16 protein-coding genes are annotated in these 19451 nt (G+C 63.3%); 14 read left to right on the top strand and 2 right to left on the bottom strand.

What is annotated here, in order from left to right; all coding sequences use genetic code 11:
* The first annotated feature begins 43 nt into the window (after positions 1–43).
* Positions 44–2056 carry a transketolase gene (gene tkt / locus PCO31010_RS24440; protein WP_150666549.1) on the top strand — a complete coding sequence of 671 codons (2013 nt, stop codon included), beginning with the start codon at positions 44–46 and terminating at the stop codon, positions 2054–2056.
* A gap of 28 nt (positions 2057–2084) precedes the next feature.
* A complete protein-coding gene (gap, locus tag PCO31010_RS24435) occupies positions 2085–3095 on the top strand; it encodes a type I glyceraldehyde-3-phosphate dehydrogenase (protein ID WP_150666548.1) in 1011 nt (336 codons plus the stop codon).
* Positions 3096–3206: 111 nt separating this feature from the next.
* Here gap and PCO31010_RS24430 read toward each other — a convergent pair whose 3' ends face one another.
* Positions 3207–4061, bottom strand: a complete 855-nt coding sequence (locus tag PCO31010_RS24430) for a GumC domain-containing protein (protein WP_150666547.1) — start codon at positions 4059–4061, stop codon at positions 3207–3209.
* 171 nt (positions 4062–4232) lie between these two features.
* Complete coding sequence (gene fur / locus PCO31010_RS24425) at positions 4233–4664, bottom strand: ferric iron uptake transcriptional regulator (protein ID WP_039393197.1); 432 nt, start codon at positions 4662–4664, stop codon at positions 4233–4235.
* A 249-nt stretch (positions 4665–4913) separates the two neighbouring features.
* Between fur and PCO31010_RS24420 the strand changes: the two genes are divergently transcribed.
* From PCO31010_RS24420 to PCO31010_RS24365, 12 genes are all read left to right on the top strand, one after another.
* On the top strand, positions 4914–5549 hold the full coding sequence (locus PCO31010_RS24420; protein WP_246184762.1) for an outer membrane protein assembly factor BamE: 636 nt from the start codon (positions 4914–4916) through the stop codon (positions 5547–5549).
* A 42-nt stretch (positions 5550–5591) separates the two neighbouring features.
* On the top strand, positions 5592–6389 hold the full coding sequence (gene dapB / locus PCO31010_RS24415; RefSeq protein ID WP_039401415.1) for a 4-hydroxy-tetrahydrodipicolinate reductase: 798 nt from the start codon (positions 5592–5594) through the stop codon (positions 6387–6389).
* A gap of 326 nt (positions 6390–6715) precedes the next feature.
* On the top strand, positions 6716–9307 hold the full coding sequence (leuS, locus tag PCO31010_RS24410; RefSeq protein WP_150666546.1) for a leucine--tRNA ligase: 2592 nt from the start codon (positions 6716–6718) through the stop codon (positions 9305–9307).
* Between the two features lie 110 nt (positions 9308–9417).
* Entirely contained in the window at positions 9418–9933 is a 516-nt protein-coding gene (locus tag PCO31010_RS24405; protein WP_174985140.1) for an LPS-assembly lipoprotein LptE, read from the top strand.
* Positions 9934–9986: 53 nt separating this feature from the next.
* Positions 9987–11066, top strand: a complete 1080-nt coding sequence (gene holA, locus PCO31010_RS24400; RefSeq protein WP_150666544.1) for a DNA polymerase III subunit delta — start codon at positions 9987–9989, stop codon at positions 11064–11066.
* A 91-nt stretch (positions 11067–11157) separates the two neighbouring features.
* Positions 11158–12426: a glutamate-5-semialdehyde dehydrogenase gene (locus PCO31010_RS24395; protein ID WP_150666543.1), complete on the top strand. Its 1269-nt coding sequence runs from the start codon at positions 11158–11160 to the stop codon at positions 12424–12426.
* 22 nt (positions 12427–12448) lie between these two features.
* Positions 12449–13084 (top strand): HutD/Ves family protein, encoded by a 636-nt coding sequence (locus tag PCO31010_RS24390; RefSeq protein WP_150666542.1) that lies wholly within the window; start codon positions 12449–12451, stop codon positions 13082–13084.
* A 205-nt stretch (positions 13085–13289) separates the two neighbouring features.
* Positions 13290–14231 (top strand): AraC family transcriptional regulator, encoded by a 942-nt coding sequence (locus PCO31010_RS24385; RefSeq protein WP_150666541.1) that lies wholly within the window; start codon positions 13290–13292, stop codon positions 14229–14231.
* Positions 14232–14508: 277 nt separating this feature from the next.
* Complete coding sequence (locus tag PCO31010_RS24380) at positions 14509–14952, top strand: (2Fe-2S)-binding protein (RefSeq protein ID WP_150575938.1); 444 nt, start codon at positions 14509–14511, stop codon at positions 14950–14952.
* Positions 14953–15028: 76 nt separating this feature from the next.
* Complete coding sequence (locus PCO31010_RS24375) at positions 15029–17230, top strand: xanthine dehydrogenase family protein molybdopterin-binding subunit (protein WP_246184766.1); 2202 nt, start codon at positions 15029–15031, stop codon at positions 17228–17230.
* Positions 17230–18213 (top strand): XdhC family protein, encoded by a 984-nt coding sequence (locus PCO31010_RS24370; protein ID WP_150666539.1) that lies wholly within the window; start codon positions 17230–17232, stop codon positions 18211–18213. The genes PCO31010_RS24375 and PCO31010_RS24370 overlap by 1 nt, the downstream gene beginning before the upstream one ends.
* 67 nt (positions 18214–18280) lie before the next feature.
* The gene (locus PCO31010_RS24365) at positions 18281–19336 is read left to right on the top strand and encodes a porin (protein ID WP_150666538.1); all 1056 of its coding nucleotides are present in this window, start codon (positions 18281–18283) and stop codon (positions 19334–19336) included.
* The last annotated feature ends 115 nt before the right edge of the window (positions 19337–19451 follow it).

The raw sequence follows: 19451 nt of genomic DNA, 5'->3' as shown, positions 1-19451 counted from the left end.
AGCTCGCGGCAACGGGGCACGCCCGCTCTTCCGGCTGGTCACCATGACGAACTCCTCTCCTGCTACGGCTGCGCTGATGGCCTCTGCTATTCGCGTCCTTTCCATGGATGCGGTCCAACAGGCCAACTCCGGTCACCCTGGCGCGCCCATGGGCATGGCCGATATCGCGGTCGCTCTGTGGGGCCGCCATCTCAAGCACAACCCCACCAATCCGCATTGGGCCGACCGCGACCGCTTCGTGCTGTCGAACGGCCACGGCTCGATGCTGATCTACTCGTTGTTGCATCTGACGGGTTACGATCTGCCGATCGAAGAGCTCAAGCACTTCCGCCAACTGCACAGCAAGACGCCGGGTCACCCGGAAGTGGGCATCACGCCGGGCGTCGAGACGACCACGGGCCCGCTGGGTCAGGGCATCACGAATGCTGTCGGTTTCGCACTCGCCGAAGCGCTGCTCGCCAAGGAATTCAACCGTCCGGGCAACGACATCGTCGATCACTATACGTATGCGTTCCTCGGCGATGGCTGCCTGATGGAAGGCATCTCGCACGAAGCCTGCTCGCTCGCGGGCACGCTGCGTCTGAACAAGCTCATCGCGCTGTACGACGACAACGGCATCTCGATCGATGGCGACGTCGAATACTGGTTTGCCGACGATACGCCGAAGCGTTTCGAAGCCTATGGCTGGAACGTGATTCGCGGTATCGACGGTCATAACGCCGATGCGGTCGACGCGGCTATCGCGCAAGCCAAGAAGTCCGATCGCCCGACGCTGATCTGCTGCAAGACGCTGATCGGCAAGGGTGCACCGAACAAGGAAGGCGGTCACGACGTGCACGGCGCGCCGCTGGGTGCCGATGAAATCGCCGCGACGCGCGCCGCGCTCGGCTGGAATCTGCCGCCGTTCGAAGTGCCGGCCGACGTCTATGCCGCATGGGACGCCAAGGCGGCCGGTCAGAAGGCCGAAGCCGCGTGGAACGAACGTTTCGCTGCCTATCGTGGCCAGTTCCCGGCGGAAGCTGCCGAGTTCGAGCGCCGCATGAAGGGCGAACTGCCCGGCGACTTTAAGGCGGCCGCTGCCGCCCTCATCGCCAAGACCAATGAAAAGGCCGAGACGGTAGCAACGCGTAAGGCGTCGCAACTCGCCATCGAAGGGCTCGCTGCGGTGCTGCCGGAATTCCTTGGCGGCTCGGCCGACCTGACCGGCTCGAACCTCACGAACTGGAAGGCCAGCAAGGCGGTACGCGCCAATGCAGACGGCGTGCAGTTCGGCAATCACATCAACTATGGTGTGCGCGAGTTCGGCATGAGCGCCATCATGAACGGCATTGCGCTGCACGGTGGTTACATCCCGTTCGGCGGCACGTTCCTGACCTTCTCCGACTACAGCCGCAATGCGCTGCGTATGGCGGCGCTCATGAAGCTGCGTTCGATCTTCGTGTTCACGCACGATTCGATCGGTCTGGGCGAAGACGGCCCGACGCACCAGTCGATCGAGCATGTCTCGAGCCTGCGCCTGATTCCGCAAATGGATCTGTGGCGTCCGTGCGATACGACGGAAACGGCGGCTGCTTGGGTGGCTGCGGTGGAGCGTCACGACGGTCCGTCGAGCCTGGTGCTGAGCCGTCAGAATTTGCCGTTCGTCTCGCGCAGCGATGCGCAGATCGCCGATATCCGTCGTGGCGGCTACGTGCTGCGCGACGTAGCCAATCCGCAGATCATCCTGATCGCGACCGGCTCGGAAATGGATCTGGCGCTCAAGGGCGCCGAAGCGCTGGCGGCCGAAGGGATTGCCGCACGTGTCGTGTCCATGCCGTCGACCAATGTGTTCGATCGTCAGGACAAGGCCTACCGCGAGAGCGTGCTGCCGCGCGGCGTGCCGCGTGTGGCCGTGGAAGCCGGCGTGACGGCTTTCTGGCATAAGTACGTCGGCCTGGAAGGCGGCGTGGTCGGCATCGATACCTTTGGCGAGTCGGCTCCGGCCGGCGTGCTGTTCAAACACTTCGGCTTCACCGTCGACCATGTGGTCGCGACGGCAAAGTCCGTGCTTGGCTGATTTCGTTAGACCTTACGGAGATACCCCCATGACCATTCGCGTCGCTATTAACGGCTACGGCCGTATCGGCCGCAACGTACTGCGTGCCCACTACGAAGGTGGCAAGAAGCACGACATCGAAATCGTTGCCATCAACGATCTCGGCAATGCACAGACGAACGCCCACCTCACGCAATACGACACGGCGCACGGCAAGTTCCCGGGCACCGTGTCCGTCGATGGCGACTTCATGATCGTCAACGGCGACAAGATCCGCGTGCTGGCCAACCGCAACCCGGCCGAACTGCCGTGGGGCGAGCTGAACGTCGACGTCGTGCTCGAGTGCACCGGCTTCTTCACCACGAAGGAAAAGGCCAGCGCTCACCTGAAGGGCGGTGCGAAGAAGGTCATCATCTCGGCCCCGGGCGGCAAGGATGTAGACGCGACGGTCGTGTTCGGCGTGAACGAAGGTGTGCTCAAGTCGACCGACACGGTCATCTCGAACGCTTCGTGCACCACGAACTGCCTGGCACCGCTGGTCAAGCCGCTGCACGACAAGATCGGTCTGGAAACGGGCCTGATGACGACCGTTCACGCCTACACGAACGACCAGGTGCTGACGGACGTCTATCACGAAGACCTGCGTCGCGCCCGTTCGGCCACGATGAGCATGATCCCGACGAAGACGGGTGCAGCTTCCGCCGTCGGCCTGGTGCTGCCGGAACTCAACGGCAAGCTCGACGGCTACGCCATTCGCGTCCCGACGATCAACGTGTCGATCGTTGACCTGTCGTTCATCGCTAAGCGCGACACGACGGTCGATGAAGTCAACGCGATCCTGAAGGAAGCCGCCGAAGGCCCGCTGAAGGCCATCGCTACGTACAACACGGCACCGCTGGTGTCGGTCGACTTCAACCACAACCCGGCGTCGTCGAACTTCGACGGCACGCTGACGAAGGTGTCGGGTCGTCTGGTGAAGGTCAGCTCGTGGTACGACAACGAGTGGGGCTTCTCGAACCGCATGCTCGACACGACCGTCGCGCTGATGGCTGCGAAGTAATCGCCGGTATCAGAAGTCAAAAAAGCCGCTGTCGGGAGACAGCGGCTTTTTTATTGGCGTGCCGGATGTGCGGAGCGTGGCATTGCCAGTCCCCGTACCTTGGCTTGCGACTCAGGTGCTGCGCTTGCGCGACAGGCCGACAATAACACCGGCGATCACGCCCAGGGCCAGGCCGCCGAGACCGAAGAACACCTTGCGAGGGAAGGCAGGTTCTTCGTCCACACGGATCGCACTGACGATGCGCGTGTTGTACGACTGATCCGGTGCGAGGAGCTGCGACACGCGATATCGGCTGTCATTGAGCGTTGCACGTTCAGCGCGGCTGCTCTGCAGCGCGCTCAGCGCCATGACGGAATCCGTATTCTTCGAATTGGCCAACGCAGTATTCAGATCTGCCTGCGCCTTGGTGTTGGCTTCAATCGCTGCGTCGATCACGCCGAGCTGCTGCTTGGGCAGGGTTCGCGCACGGTCGAGGATTGCTGCGTGCTCGGTGATGATCTGGTTAGACGCGAGCTGAAGGGCTTGTTCCGCCTGTTCGATCGATGTGCCGCGTGCCGAGATTTCGACATAGACGGTACCGGTCACCATCCGTGCCTTGAGGTTTTTCCAGACGACGGTCTTGTGCAGCGCATCTGTGTTCGCCTTCAATTGCGGATAGACTTCCCCGGCAACGCCATCGCGAAATGCGCTGAGCAGCACGCGACCGACCGTCTGCTGAACCGATTCGATGAGCGGGCCGTCCGGGCCTGCCACCGGCGAGCCGGCCGACCGGCCGACCTGAAGCGTAACTTTGCCTTCCCACTGCTTCTGAACGACAAACGTGCTGCCGATGCCAAGCACCGTGCCAATTACCGCCAGGCCAAGAATCGGCTTCAGGTTTTCGCGGATAAATCTCCAAACATCTGCGAGGGAAACATCGTTTTCTTCGCTTTGTGCCATATCAGTGGGCATCTCTTCGTGGTTCATAGGAGGGTGTGGCCGTGCTGCGAGATTGCGCGTGTGCGAAAAGCGTTCTATTCGAAAAAAATGCGGCCGCTATGCTACGACGGTGGGCGGCAGCGCTTGGTTCAAAAGATGCAAGGAAAGGGCGAAATCCGAAAATGCCCTCGAAAAGAGGGCATTTTGACAAACTTCTTTTTAATTTTTTTGACGGTGGGGGCACGGATCCTTCGTGCAACTGCCGTACATGGCCAGCGAATGCTCCTGGAGTGCGAAGCCGCGCTCCTTGGCGATCAGCTTCTGGCGGCGTTCGATCTCGGCATCGAAGAATTCCTCGACGCGTCCGCAGTCCATGCACACGAGGTGATCGTGGTGATGGCCTTCGTTGAGTTCGAAAACGGCCTTGCCGGATTCAAAGTTGCTGCGCGACAATAGCCCGGCTTGCTCGAACTGGGTCAGGACACGGTAAACCGTGGCCAGGCCGATATCGAGATTTTCTCCGAGCAGATGACGATATACGTCTTCAGCGGTCAAGTGGCGCACCTCACTGTTCTGGAAGATTTCCAGAATCTTGAGGCGCGGAAGCGTGGCTTTCAGTCCGATATTTTTCAAATCGGCGGGATTCGGCATCGCTCTACGTCCCTAGAGTACAATACAGCCCCAATAATAATGCCTTTTTGCCTTGCCCGGGCGCAAACCGGGGCAAACGGGACGGTTGTGCCGTCAACGGGGGCGATGTGGCGGCGCGCCCGGCGTGCCGGATTCAAGTTCGATCTTTTTGAAAGCGAGTCAGATTTGCGTCGTTATCTCTCCCTTCCGTTCTCCGTCTGCGCAGCCGCGGCATTCCTTGCCCTGGCTGGCTGCTCGACGTATGACAGCATGACCGACAAGGTCATCGGCGTGGTCACGCCGTATCGAATTAACATCGTTCAGGGCAACTTCGTCTCGAAGGAAGCCTATGAGCAGCTCAAGGCAGGCATGACGCGCGATCAGGTCCGCCAGTTGCTCGGTACGCCGCTGCTGGCCGACATCTTCCATGCGAATCGCTGGGATTACGTCTTCTACTTCAAGCGCGGCAACGCGTCGATCGTTCAGGAACGTCACCTGAAGGTGTACTTCGAAGGCGACACGCTGGCACGTTGGGAAGGCGGCGAAAATCTGCCGACCGAGTACCAGCTGGTGCAGGAAATCGACGGCCAGAAGGGCAAGACCGTGAAGACGGATGCGCCTGCACCGTCGACGGCGAGCGCTGCGGCTGCCGAAGCCGCCGCACCGTCGCCGGACGCCGCCGCAACGGCACCGACGGCAGCACCTGCACCGACCGATGTGGCGACCGTCTCGACGGATGCCGCCGCCAATGTTGCGGCCGCAGCCAAGCCCGCACCGACGGCGCAACCGAGCACGCCGGCATCGAGCACCAGTACGCCCAGCCCGGCCGGCACGGCCTCGGGCACGGGACTGGTCCCGTCGCCGCGCGTGACCTCCGGTGGCGGTCTCTTCTCGATGCCCCAGTAAGCGGCTGAAAGCCGGTAGAAAGACGACGAAAGACTCACCATGATGAAGATTGCGATTGCAGGGGCCTCCGGCCGTATGGGCCGGATGCTGATCGAAACCGTGCTCGCGGCAGACGACGCCGAACTGGTCGGCGCACTCGACCGTGAAGGCAGCCCGGCGCTCGGTATCGACGCTGGCGCGTTCCTCGGCCGCGACACCGGCGTGAAGATCACCGCCGATCTCGACGCTGCTCTGGCCAATGCCGAATACCTGATCGACTTTACGCGCCCGGAAGGCACGCTGATGCATCTGGCGGCCGCGCAAAAGCACGGCGTGAAGATGATCGTCGGCACGACCGGTTTCTCGGAAGAAGACAAGGCACTTCTGGCAAAGGGCGCGGAACAGGTCGCCGTCGTGTTCGCGCCGAACATGAGCGTGGGCGTGAATGCGACGTTCAAGCTGCTCGAAATCGCCGCGAAAATCCTCAATACCGGCTATGACATCGAGATCATCGAAGCCCATCATCGCCACAAGGTCGATGCCCCGTCGGGCACGGCGCTGCGCATGGGCGAAGTGGTGGCCGAAGCGCTGGGCCGCGATTTGAAGGAATGTGCGATCTATGGCCGTGAAGGCGTGACCGGCGAACGCGATCCGTCGACGATCGGTTTCGCGACGGTGCGCGGGGGCGATATCGTCGGCGATCACACAGTGCTGTTCGCCGGGATCGGCGAGCGTATCGAAATCACGCACAAGTCGTCGAGCCGCCTCTCGTACGCGCAAGGTTCGCTGCGTGCGGCGCGTTTCCTCGCACAGCACAAGACCGGTCTGTTCGACATGCAGGACGTGCTGGGCCTACGTTGATCGGCATAGGTTCCACCGGGCGGCCAGCGGTGCTGGCCTGAGTGCGCCAAGGGCGTCAGCTTGTACAGACTCAGGCACCGCAGGCCGGTCCCGGATGCCGCCATGGCGGCGCGCTCCACCGGCGGTCATACGACAGACCTGCCGGATCGGAAGCGAAAGTGACGCAAAGGTCACATCCCCTCGCCAACGTCACGCCGAATCCACTTCCGGCGGCGTTATAATCATCGTTTTCCCCGGATCTGCCCCATATTTCCTGCGTACCGCGCATCCCGATGACGCGTACCAGCCGGGCCGACACCGAGCCGAATCCTATCCGCCGACCCATCATGCAAGAAAAATACGTTCCCGCCGACGTCGAAGCCTCCGCCCAGTCTCACTGGCAGGCGATCGATGCCTACAAGACCACTGAGCGCGCGGACAAACAGAAATTCTATTGCGTCTCGATGCTGCCGTATCCGTCGGGCAAGCTGCATATGGGTCACGTGCGCAACTACACCATCAACGACGTGATGTACCGTCAGATGCGCATGCGCGGCTATAACGTGCTGATGCCGATGGGTTGGGATGCGTTCGGCATGCCGGCGGAAAACGCGGCTATGGCCAACGGCGTGCCGCCGGCCAAGTGGACGTACGACAACATCGACTACATGAAGAAGCAGATGCAGGCGATGGGTCTCGCGATCGACTGGTCGCGCGAAGTCGCCACCTGCAAGCCCGAGTATTACCGCTGGAACCAGTGGCTGTTCCTCAAGATGCTGGAGAAGGGCGTCGTCTATCTGAAGACGGGCACCGTGAACTGGGATCCGATCGATCAGACCGTGCTCGCCAACGAGCAGGTGATCGACGGCCGTGGCTGGCGTTCGGGCGCGCTCGTCGAGAAGCGCGAAATCCCGATGTATTACATGCGCATCACCGAATACGCCGACGAATTGCTCGGCGACCTGGACGACCTCGGCTGGCCCGAGCGCGTGAAGGTGATGCAACAGAACTGGATCGGCAAGAGCTTCGGCGTGAACTTCGGCTTCCCATACGAACTCGACGGCGAGCAAAAGCTGCTGCGCGTATTCACCACGCGCGCCGACACGATCATGGGCGTGACCTTCGCCGCAATCGCGGCCGAGCACCCGCTGGCGACGCGTCTGGCGGCCGATCGCCCCGACTTGCAGGCATTCATTGCCGAATGCAAGCAGGGTGGCGTGGCCGAGGCCGATATCGCCACGATGGAAAAGAAGGGCATGCCGACGGGCTTCTTCGTCACGCATCCGCTCACGGGCGACAAGGTTGAAGTCTGGATCGGCAACTACGTGCTGATGGGTTACGGCGAAGGCGCTGTGATGGGCGTCCCGGCGCATGATGAGCGCGACTTCGCGTTCGCCCGTAAGTACAACCTGCCGATCAAGCAGGTCGTCGCCGTGCAAGGCGAGACGTATTCGACCGACGCCTGGCAAGCCTGGTACGGCGAGAAGGAAGGCACGCTGATCAATAGCGGCAAGTACGACGGTCTGGCCTTCGCGGCCGCCATCGATGCCATCGCCGCCGATCTCAAGGCGAAGGACGCTGGCGACAAGCAGGTGACGTTCCGCCTGCGCGACTGGGGCATCTCGCGTCAGCGCTACTGGGGCACGCCGATCCCGATCATCCATTGCGACACCTGCGGTGCTGTGCCGGTCCCGGAAAAGGATCTGCCGGTGGTGCTGCCGGAAGACCTCGTGCCGGACGGCACCGGCAACCCGCTCGCCAAGTCCGAAGCGTTCCTCAAGTGCGATTGCCCGAAGTGCGGCAAGCCCGCACGTCGCGAGACGGATACGATGGACACGTTCGTGGATTCGTCGTGGTACTTCTCGCGCTACGCCTGCCCGGACGCCGAGACCATGGTCGACGAGCGCACCAATTACTGGATGCCGATGGATCAGTACATCGGCGGTATCGAGCACGCGATTCTGCACTTGCTCTACTCGCGCTTCTGGACCAAGGTCATGCGCGATCTGGGCCTCGTGAGCTTCAAGGAACCGGCGCAGAACCTGCTCACGCAGGGCATGGTGCTCAACGAAACGTTCTACCGCGAAGACACGTCGGGCAAGAAGACGTGGTTCAACCCGCTCGACGTTCAGGTGCAGTTCGACGACAAGGGCCGCCCGGCGGGCGCCACGTCGAAGGCTGACGGCGCAGACGTGACGCTCGGCGGCATCGAGAAGATGTCGAAGTCGAAGAACAACGGTGTGGATCCGCAGTCGCTGATCGATCAGTACGGTGCCGATACGGCGCGTCTGTTCGTGATGTTCGCGGCCCCGCCGGAGCAGCAACTCGAATGGTCGGGCGCGGGCGTGGAAGGCGCGAGCCGCTTCCTGCGTCGTCTGTGGGGCTTCGGTCAGTCGCAAGCGGCGTTGCTGCGTCAGACGGATGCTGCCATCGATACGAGCAATCCGGCCGCTCAGGCGCTGCGTCTCGAGATTCACAGCGTGCTCAAGCAGGCCAACTACGACTACCAGCGCGTGCAGTACAACACGGTGGTGTCGGCAGCGATGAAGATGCTCAACGCGATCGAGAGCGACAAGGGCGCGGCGGGTGCCGGCGCGGTGCGCGAGTGCTACGGCATTCTGCTGCGCGTGCTGTACCCGGTGGTGCCGCACGTCACGCACGGTCTGTGGGTCGAACTGGGCTATGCCGCGCAATCGGGCGACCTGCTCGACGCGTCGTGGCCGGAAGTCGATGAGGCCGCACTGGTGCAGGACGAAATCGAACTCGTGCTGCAAGTGGCAGGCAAGGTGCGTGGCGCGGTGCGCGTGGCGAAGGACGCTTCGCGCGAAGCCATCGAACAAGCCGCGCTCGCACACGAAATGACCGCCAAGTTCGGCGAAGGCAAGCCGGTGAAGAAGGTGATCGTCGTGCCGGGCCGTCTGGTGAACGTGGTGGTCTGAGCGCGATCAGAGAATGCGGGGGCGGTGGTTGCCGCCCCAGTCGGTTGATGACGTTTGGTGAGAAGAGGGCACATCACGTGCAAATGACTTCCGGGCTACGAGGCGTCGGTGTGACGCGCAGGATTTTCGGCTGGATCGCGCTGCTGGGTTGCGCACTGACGTTGTCGGCGTGCGGCTTCCAGCTGCGCGGCGCGAGCGAGTACGCATTCCATCGTCTGTACATTTCGGGCGGCGGTCAGATGTCGGTCGATATTTCGCGCTACATCCGCTACGGCAGCAAGGGCACGGTTGTTGTGACCGAGCCGAAGGATGCCGATGCGCGACTGGAGATCGTGAACATCACGAACACGCGTACGGCCGTGAGTCTGGATTCGAACGGTCAGGCGCGCGAGTACGAAATGCGCAGCGCCTATACGTTCCAGCTCGTGACGCCGGACGGTCGGCCGATCATTCCGCTGACCACGATCCGCCTGGTGCGTAACCTGCCCTACAGCGATAACGAGACGACCGCACGCGACACCGAAGCGGCTTTGCTCAATCGCGACATGCAGAAGGACGCCGTCGATCAGATCATCCGCCGTATGGAAGCTGTGAAATCCATGCCGGAAGCGAAGCCGGAAGAGTAATCACCGGACCCGCAGCACTACAGACGTCCGTTAAGGAAAGCCACACCGCCGCCATGCAATTGCGCCCCGACGCGCTCGACGCGCACCTCGCCAAGACGCTCTCGCCGATCTACACGATCTACGGCGACGAGAGCCTGCTCGTGCAGGAGGCGGTGGACCGCGTGCGTGCAGCGGCGCGTGCGGGCGGCTATACCGAACGCGACGTACTCAGCGTCGAGCGCAGCTTCGATTGGGGCGCGCTCGCCAACGCAGGACAGTCGATGTCGCTGTTCGGCGACAAAAAGCTCATCGAGTTGCGCATCCCCGGCGGCAAGCCGGGCAAGGACGGCGGTGCGGCGCTCAAGGCGCACGCCGACGCGGCCAACAGCGATGTGCTGACCATCATTACGCTGCCCCGGCTCGACGCCACGGCAAGCAAATCCGATTGGTTCACGTCACTCGACCGGGCCGGTGTGACGGTCAAGGTCGATCCGGTCGATCGTGCGCGTTTGCCTGACTGGATTGCGCAGCGTCTTTCCGCTCAAGGGCAACGGGTCGAAGCCGGTGAGCCGGGACGACGTGTCCTGCAATTCATTGCCGATCGCGTCGAAGGCAATCTGCTCGCGGCGCATCAGGAAATTCAGAAGCTCGGTTTGCTGTACCCGGCGGGCGCGCTCGCGTTCGAGCAGGTGCAGGATGCCGTGCTCAATGTGGCGCGTTACGATGTTTTCAAGCTCAGCGAAGCGGTGCTCTCGGGCGATGTTGCGCGGCTGGTGCGCATGCTCGACGGGCTGCGCGGAGAAGGCGAGGCTGCGCCGCTCGTGCTGTGGGCGCTCACCGAAGAGGTGCGCACGCTCGCCAAGATCACTCGCGGCATGGCGTCGGGCAAACCGCTTGGTGTGCTGCTACGCGAATACCGGGTCTGGGGCCCGCGTGAACGGCTGATGGAGCAGGCCGTGGGGCGTGTCACGGCCCCGATGCTCGCGCAAGCCTTGCAACTAGCAGCGCGTCTGGATCGTCAGGTCAAGGGTCTGCGCGCTGAAGGTCTGCCAAGCGATCCGTGGGACGGCATGCTGCAACTCGGCCTGCTGCTCGCCGGTGAGCGACCGCCGGTGGCGCGCGCCACTCGCGCCGCGCGCCCAGCACACGCCTAAAATCGCTCAACGCGTCCGGCCACGGCGGCAATGCCGCTCACCGCGCCCGGCATCCTGACATCTCGATATCCCGAATTCTCAGAACCACGATATGGACATCAAAGCCTACATGCAATCGCTGGGCCAGCGCGCCCGCGAAGCATCGCGCGCCATGGCGCGTGCCGACACTGCCGCCAAGAACCGCGCCTTGCTCGCCATTGCCGACGCCATCGAACGCGACGGCGCGAAGTTGCAGGACGTGAACCGTCGCGACCTCGAGCGCGCGCGCGCCAATGGCCAGGACGCCGCCTTCATCGACCGTCTTACGCTGTCGGACAAGGCGTTGCGCACCATGATCGAAGGCCTGCGCCAGATTGCCGGGCTGTCCGATCCCATCGGAGAGATCAGCAACGTGCGTGTGCAACCGAGCGGCATTCAGGTCGGTCAGATGCGCGTACCGCTAGGCGTGATCGGCATCATTTACGAGTCACGTCCGAACGTCACCATCGACGCTGCGGCGCTGTGCCTCAAGTCGGGCAACGCCACCATTCTGCGCGGCGGCTCGGAAGCCATTGAAAGCAACACGGCGCTGGCGGCGCTTATCGCTCAGGCGCTCGCGTCCACGGGCCTGCCCGGCGACGCCGTGCAAGTCGTGAGCACGCCGGACCGCGCTGCGGTGGGCGAACTCATCACCATGACCGAGTATGTCGACGTGATCGTGCCGCGCGGCGGGAAGAGCCTGATCGCGCGCCTGATGCAGGACGCGCGCGTGCCGATGATCAAGCATCTCGACGGCATCTGCCACGTCTATGTCGACGGCCGCGCCGACCCGGTCAAGGCACTCGCGATCTGCGAGAACGCCAAGACGCATCGCTACGGTACGTGCAACACGATGGAGACATTGCTCGTCGATCAGCAGGCCATCGATCAACTGCCTGCCATCGCCCGCATGTTCCAGAGCAAGCAGGTCGAGCTGCGCGGTTGCGAACGTACGCTCGCCGCACTGACCGCAGCCGGTGTGAGCGGCGCGATGGCTGCGACCGAGGAAGACTGGTCGACGGAATATCTCGCGCCGGTGTTGGCGATCAAGATCGTCGACGGCATGGCACCCGCCATCGCCCACATCAACCGTTACGGCTCGCACCACACCGACGCCATCGTGACGGAGAACTACTCCGACGCCATGCAATTCCTGCGCGAGGTCGATTCGGCGAGCGTGATGATTAACGCCAGCACGCGTTTTGCCGACGGTTTCGAATTCGGTCTGGGCGCGGAGATCGGCATCTCCAACGACAAACTGCACGCACGCGGCCCGGTCGGCCTCGAAGGGCTGACGAGTCTGAAGTACGTCGTGTTCGGACACGGCGAAGTGCGTCAATGATCGCGAACGAAGGCGTAGTCGCATGAAACTGCAAGCACTCGGCCCGGCCGATTTTCTGAAGATGCCGTGGAAGAACGGTCAGGGCGTGACGACGGAACTGGCGGTGGCGCGTCGCCCCGGCGAAGACGGCTTCGACTGGCGTATCAGCACGGCGACGGTCGCCGTACCCGGACCGTTCTCGGTGTTCGCGGGCATCGACCGGTCGCTGGCGATCGTTCGCGGCGGCACGCTGACGCTCAATGTGGAAGGGCGTCCGGACGTCACGCTGACGACACGCACGGCGCCGTATGCTTTCGGCGGAGAACTCGCGGTGAGCAGCACACCGGCGCTTGAGGCGGACGGCGTGCCCATCGACGACTTCAACGTCATGACGCGACGCGACGGCTGGCAGCACACGCTGACGCAACATCGTCTCGACGGCGATGCGCTGACGTGGGCGCTGCCTGTAACGGCCGACGCGCTCGCGTTCCTCTACTGCGCGCATGGACAAGTGCATGTGACGTTCCATGACGGCCGGACGGTGAGCGTCTGCGCAGGCCATGCCCTTCGTCTCGACGAAATGAACGCCACCGAAGCTTTCGACGCGACTCACGTCTGCGAACTGCGCGCTGGCGCACCCTCGACCGATGTCTTCCTGACGACGCTCGCCCGTCGCTGAGCGTCAGCGGCCTGTGCGTCGAAGGCTCGACCGCACGGGCCCATTTCGGTGTCCCTTCCCCGTATTTCACCCATCTCGACCGCCCTCAGGTCAAACCCGATATTTTTCCGCGCAGTAAAACGGCATACTTCGACGTAATTCATATATAAATCGAAGTTCCACCCATGAAACGACGAAACGATCATCCTGCGCGAGGCAGGGCGCGATGGATCCGCTAAGCGACGTGCTGAGCGACTTGCGCGCGGACGCGGTCGTCACTGGCCGCTTCACGTTCGGTGCGCCGTGGTCGCTGCGCAAACCGGCGCTCGACGGCGCACCGTTTCGCATGGCGATGGGAGCGCCGTTCTACCTGATCGTGGCGGGCATGACACCGGTGCGTGTCGAGCCGGGCGACTGCGTGCTGTTGCCGCATGGGCACGAGCACGTGATGTGTTCGTCACCGGACGAACCGCCGATAGTCTTCGAGGAGATGATGTCGGCGCAGGGCATCGAGCCGCGTCTGGACACGCCGCTGGCGTTCCGTGCGGGCGGGGACGGTCCCGTCAGCGATCTCTACACCGGCGTGGTGATGTTCCGCGACCGGCTGCGCAACCCGCTACTGGCGTCGCTGCCGCCCCTGATCCATATTCGCGCAGGCGACCCGGCCGTGCCCGCGTTGCTGACGAACACCATCGCGGGATTTATCGAAGCGTCGATGCAGCGAGGTGCGGGATGGCGAGTTGTCGTAGCACGCCTGGCCGACGTCTTGTTCGTGCAGATCCTGCGGGCGTATCTCGAAGCCTGCGGCAGCGCCAGCACCCACTGGCTGCGCGGCATGACCGATCCGCAACTGGGGCGCGCCATCGCATCCATGCACGAAACGCCGCAGCGCTCGTGGACGGTCGAGCAACTCGCCGCCATCGCGGGCATGTCGCGCTCGAAGTTCTGTCTGCGTTTTCGCGAGCTCGTCGGCGAATCGCCGATGACCTACCTCACCACCCATCGCATGTACCTGGCGGCGGAGCATCTGTCGGGTGCAGGCGCGCGGATCTCCGATGTCGCGGAGGCGGTCGGTTACGCCTCGGAAAAGGCCTTCACACGCGCCTTTCGCCGATGCTACGGCTTGCCGCCGCGCGAGTACCTGCGCAGCTGCGAACTGGGTCATTAGGCCGCAGTAGTCGCTTCTTCCTCCCTTTAATGCGTTCCGTCGCGCGCGCCGTTTGCGCGCGTTGTGCATGACGTCTGCATGCGGCTGACGGCTGCCGGGGATCGACGTCTGTGTGAGATCGACGGTTGCACAAGGGTTTTCCCGTCTCTGGACGAACGGCATCCTTTTCGGGCCGGGCGGCCGTTGTCCGGCAATTTCCTCGTTGTGAGAATTCACTCGCCATCTGCCCGTGCTGCGAGCGTCACCGTCGCACACGGCAGTCACAACGGGAGAGTCAATGGAATTCCAACTCAACGGGCGACCTTTCGTCTTCGACGGAGAGGACGACACGCCTTTGCTGTGGGTCATCCGCGATGCCGCGGGGCTGACCGGAACGAAGTACGGATGCGGCATCGGGGCGTGCGGCGCGTGCACCGTGCACCTCGAAGGCGTGGCCACGCGCACGTGCGTGTTGCCGGTCTCCGCCGTCGCAGGCAAGCGCATTACGACCATCGAAGCGTTGTCGCCCGCGCGCTCGCATCCGATCCAGCAGGCGTGGATAGCCAAAGACGTGCCGCAGTGTGGCTACTGCCAGTCCGGCATGGTGATGGCGGCTGCCGCACTGCTCGACAAGCATCCGCATCCGACCGACGCGCAGATCGACGAGGCGATGACCAACCTCTGCCGTTGCGCGACCTATCACCGCATCCGGGAGGCGATCCATGACGCAGCAAAGCGCTGAGCGCACGGCATCCTCCGTGAACGACACGTCCCTCACGGCGCCCGCTTCGTCGTCGCGCCGCCAGTGGCTCAAGGGCATGTCGCTCGCCGCTGGCAGCCTGCTGATCCCCATTTCCGCGTCGTGGCTGACAAGCCCTGAGGTCCGCGCTGCCGAAGCAGGAGACGGCCATCTCGTCGAGATCAACGACTGGATTCGCATCGACGCCGACGGCACGACGGTGCTCGGACTCTCGCAGTGCGAAGTCGGGCAGGGCGTGTACACGGGCTTGCCGCAAGTGTTGGCGGACGAACTGGACGCCGACTGGCGACGCGTGCGCGTCGAGTTCGTGACTGCACGCGACGCGTACCGCACGGCCGCCGCGAACGAAGCGTTACAACAGTTCGTCGGCGCGTCGATGTCGGCGACGCTGTTCTACGAGCGACTGCGGATTGCCGGAGCGCAGGCGCGCGAGGCGCTCGTCGCGGTTGCGGCTCGCCGGTTCGGCGTTCGCACGACCAACTGCGTGACGCGCGACGGTCGTGTGATGCATCCGCAGTCGGGCCGTTCGCTTGGCTATGGCGAGCTGGTGGCTGAGGCGGCAAAGCAGCCCCTCAATCCGCATCCGCGTCTGAAGAACGAGGCCGCACATTCGCTGATCGGCAAAGCCGTCTCTCGTCTGGATACGCCATCGAAGGTCGACGGCTCGGCTGTCTTCGGCATCGACGTGAAGGTACCGGACATGCTCATCGGTGCCATTCTCATGGCCCCGACGTCAGGCGGCACACCGGTATCCGTGCGCAATCGCGACGAGATCAAGACACGCAAAGGCGTGCACGATGTGGTGCTGGCGAAGGACGCTGTCATCGTCGTGGCCGACGATTACTGGCGTGCGAAGAAAGCCTGCGACGCGCTCGACGTCGAATGGAAAGCCGGTCCCGCAGCCGACAGCACGACGATCCTGTCGCAGCGCCGCGAGGCACTCGTCAAAGCGAAGGGCGGTGTCGCCACGAACATCGGCGACGCCCCCGCACTGATCGCCGCAGGCGGCAAAGTGGTGACGGGCGAATACCACACGCCGTACATCGTCCACGCGACGATGGAGCCGGTGAACGCCACCGTGCACGTGCGTCGCGACAAAGGCGAGATCGAAGTGTGGGGCCCGATTCAGGGACAGGACAAAGTGCGCTGGGCGCTGGGCGGCATCTTCAAGCTGCCGCCTGAGAAGGTCACGGTCCATACGACGTTCCTTGGCGGTAGCTTCGGACGCAAGTACGTGCCTGACTTCGTGATTCATGCGGCGGTGGCGTCGGCGGCCGTGGGGCGTCCCGTCAAAGTGATCCGCTCGCGCGAGGACGATATCCGTCACGGCTTCTATAGGCCCTGCGCATCGGGACGCTTTCAGGCCGTGCTCGGTGACGATGGCCTGCCCAAAGCCATGCACCTGCGCGTGGCCGGGCAGTCGATGTACAACGTCATCAAGAAGGATCACTACGAGAAGGCGGGTTACGACGAGACCATGCTCGACGGCCTGTACGACCTGGTCTACGCCGTGCCGAATCTGCGCGTCGAAGGCATCGACGTGCCGCAGCCGAATATTCCCGTGAGCTTCATGCGCTCGGTCGGCTCGACATCGAGCGTGTTCTTTCTCGAAAGCTTCATCGACGAGATGGCGGACGCCGCAGGCGTCGAGTCGATTGAGTATCGCAAGCGTTTGCTCAAGCACGATCCGCTCGCTACACGTGTTGTCGAAGAGACGGAGAGGGCGGCCGGATGGCGGACGAAGGCGAAAGCGGGCGTGCATCGTGGCTTCGGCTATTGCACTTACACGGGACGCGGCGCAGCGTTCTCGACGTATGTCGCCGTGGCGGTGGAGCTGCGTGTCGTGGGCGATCGCTTCAAGGTCGAACGCGTGGTGTGCGGCGTCGACTGCGGTCGCGCGATCAATCCGAACCTCATCCGCGCGAACATCGAAGGTGGTATCGGGTTCGCGTTGACGAACACGTTCAAGAGTCAGATCACGTTCGCGAAGGGTGGCGTCGAACAGAGCAATTTCGGCGACTACCCGCTGCTGTATCTCACGGAGATGCCGAAAGTCGAGACGGTGATTCTGCCGAGCGATCGTCCGCCGCAAGGCTGTGGCGAAGTGTCGCTGCCGCCGATGGCACCGGCGGTCGCGCAGGCAATCCGTCGCGCGACGGGCGTGCGACCGCGTTCGATGCCGCTGCCGCAAACGGTGACCGAAGCGCGCGCGCTGAGTCGGGCGGCCACGGTTGACGATATCGGCAAGGGGCAAGGGTAATGGACGGCGTCGATGCCGAGGTGCTGGACGCCATCGCGCACTGGCAGTCGCAGGGCGACGACGTGCTGCTCGCGACCGTCGCCCGCACCTGGGGCTCGGCACCGCGGCCGGTCGGCGCGATGATGGCGCTCACCCCGCGCGGACGCGTCGCCGGATCGGTCTCGGGCGGTTGCATCGAGGACGATCTGCTCGCGAAGGTTGCGGGCGGCTTTCGCCCGGGATTGCGTCCGCATGTGCAGACGTACGGCCTCAGTGCCGACGAAGCGCACCGGTTCGGGCTGCCGTGCGGCGGCACGCTGGAACTCGTCGTCGAATGCGTCACGCCGCGCAGCGAACTCGACGCCATGCGCTCGGCCATCGCGGCCGGACGTCTCGGGGTTCGCGAACTCGATTTGCGCACCGGGCAGGCGCGCGTGCATGGCGTCGGTCAACCGGCGGCGTTCGCCTATACGCCGACCCGGCTGTCGGTTCCGTTCGGGCCACGCTGGCGAATCATCGTGATCGGCGACGGACAACTGACGCAGCATCTCGTGCACATGGCATTGCCGCTCGGCTATCAGATCGTGATCTGCGACCCACGCGATATTCATGACACCGAGCATGAGACACATGCGCACGTCACGCGCACGAAGGAGATGCCGGACGACCTCATCGTGCGCCTGCGTCCCGACGGCAATACGGCCATCGTGGCCCTCACACACGATCCCAAACTCGACGACATGGCGCTGCTCGAAGCGCTGAAGTCGGAGGCGTTCTATGTCGGTGCGATCGGCTCGCATCGCAATCAGGCGTCGCGGCGCGAACGGCTGGCGATGTTCGATCTGACCACCACGCAGATCGCACGATTGCACGGGCCCGTTGGCTTGCCGCTCGGCTCGCGCACGCCGCCCGAGATTGCGCTGGCGATTCTGGCGCAGATGACGGCGTTACGTAATGGTGTCAGGCATGGGGCCGAGGTGCATCCATGTGACAGGGCGGCGTGAGAGTGTGCCGTACTTGCAATCGGTGTTTCAAATGTAATTCGTAGTCCAATATAAATAAGGGAATGTCATGAAACGCAAGGTTTGGATGGCAATGGCACTGACGCTCGCGGCAGGCGGCGTCAAGGCGGACGGGTTGCAGATCTACGGGATTCTCGACAATAGCGTCGAATATCTCAGCAACGCCGGTGTCGGCGCGAACGGCAGCAAACAATCGGTCGTGCGCGCGAGCAACGGATCGCAGGTGCAGAATCGCTTCGGCTTCAAGGGATCGGAAGATCTCGGCGGCGGCCTCAAGGCCATCATGCAGCTGGAGTCCGGCTTCAACCTCAACAACGGTGTGTTGCAGCAGGGCGGGCGGATGTTCGGTCGTCAGGCCTACGTGGGGTTGCAGAACGAATGGGGCGCGCTGACCGTTGGCCGTCAGAAGAATCTGATTTATGACGCGTTCCTCGAACTCGACCCGCTCGGCTATTACAGCTACGCGTTGCCCGCACTCGACGCGCAGTTCGCGGGTAAGGCGGATAACTCGATCAAGTACGCGGGCAACTTCAACGGCTTCAAGGTCGCGGGGTTGTTCTCGACGGGCTACGACGCCACCATCGCCAACGGCGGACAGGTGCCGGGCGAGTGGCGCGTGGGCAAGGAATACAGCGTGTCGGTAGGGTACGCCAACGGGCCGTTGAATGTCTCACTCGTGTACGACCAGCAGCAGGGCACGGCCATCGCAACGCAGGGCAACACGACACAACGCGTGGCCGCCGGTGCGAGTTACGCGATCGGCAACTTCAAACCCTACGTCGGTTATCAGTGGTATCAGAGCAATGTGCCGGGGGTGGCCGCCCGCAACGAGTTGTACTTCGCCGGGTTGCAGTATCGTCCGGTGACGGAGGTGATTCTCTCGGGCGCGATCTTCTACAACAACATCACGTCGACGAATCAGCATCCGTATCTGCTGGCGGCGAACGCGGCATATCTGCTCTCCAAGCGCACGCAGCTGTTTGCCGAAGTCGGCTTCTCGCGTAATCAGAACGGCTCGAATCTGGGTGTGACCGGTTACGGTATGAGCATCGTGCCGGGTAGCAATCAGCTCGGCGTGGCAGTGGGGCTGTCGCACTACTTCTGATCCGACGCCTGCCGCGCAAAGAAAAAAGGGCACCGAAATGACGTGTCCCCGGAATATCCGAACAGGTCAAAACTAGAGGTAAAGTTGCTTCTCAGCGCCCCGAATGGGGCGAGGA

This window comes from Pandoraea commovens (assembly GCF_902459615.1).
In the GTDB taxonomy this organism is placed as follows: domain Bacteria; phylum Pseudomonadota; class Gammaproteobacteria; order Burkholderiales; family Burkholderiaceae; genus Pandoraea; species Pandoraea commovens.
This window is presented reverse-complemented; position numbering and strand designations above follow the sequence as displayed.

Bases quoted from the DNA above. Each gene is read 5' to 3' on its own strand.
- PCO31010_RS24395 (WP_150666543.1), top strand. From the start codon at position 11,158: ATGGACATCAAAGCCTACATGCAATCGCTGGGCCAGCGCGCCCGCGAA.
- tkt (WP_150666549.1), top strand. From the start codon at position 44: ATGACGAACTCCTCTCCTGCTACGGCTGCGCTGATGGCCTCTGCTATT.
- PCO31010_RS24370 (WP_150666539.1), top strand. From the start codon at position 17,230: ATGGACGGCGTCGATGCCGAGGTGCTGGACGCCATCGCGCACTGGCAG.
- PCO31010_RS24365 (WP_150666538.1), top strand. From the start codon at position 18,281: ATGAAACGCAAGGTTTGGATGGCAATGGCACTGACGCTCGCGGCAGGC.
- fur (WP_039393197.1), bottom strand. From the start codon at position 4,664: ATGCCGAATCCCGCCGATTTGAAAAATATCGGACTGAAAGCCACGCTT.
- gap (WP_150666548.1), top strand. From the start codon at position 2,085: ATGACCATTCGCGTCGCTATTAACGGCTACGGCCGTATCGGCCGCAAC.
- PCO31010_RS24430 (WP_150666547.1), bottom strand. From the start codon at position 4,061: ATGAACCACGAAGAGATGCCCACTGATATGGCACAAAGCGAAGAAAAC.
- PCO31010_RS24390 (WP_150666542.1), top strand. From the start codon at position 12,449: ATGAAACTGCAAGCACTCGGCCCGGCCGATTTTCTGAAGATGCCGTGG.
- PCO31010_RS24375 (WP_246184766.1), top strand. From the start codon at position 15,029: ATGTCGCTCGCCGCTGGCAGCCTGCTGATCCCCATTTCCGCGTCGTGG.
- PCO31010_RS24420 (WP_246184762.1), top strand. From the start codon at position 4,914: ATGACCGACAAGGTCATCGGCGTGGTCACGCCGTATCGAATTAACATC.
- dapB (WP_039401415.1), top strand. From the start codon at position 5,592: ATGAAGATTGCGATTGCAGGGGCCTCCGGCCGTATGGGCCGGATGCTG.
- leuS (WP_150666546.1), top strand. From the start codon at position 6,716: ATGCAAGAAAAATACGTTCCCGCCGACGTCGAAGCCTCCGCCCAGTCT.
- holA (WP_150666544.1), top strand. From the start codon at position 9,987: ATGCAATTGCGCCCCGACGCGCTCGACGCGCACCTCGCCAAGACGCTC.
- PCO31010_RS24385 (WP_150666541.1), top strand. From the start codon at position 13,290: ATGGATCCGCTAAGCGACGTGCTGAGCGACTTGCGCGCGGACGCGGTC.
- PCO31010_RS24380 (WP_150575938.1), top strand. From the start codon at position 14,509: ATGGAATTCCAACTCAACGGGCGACCTTTCGTCTTCGACGGAGAGGAC.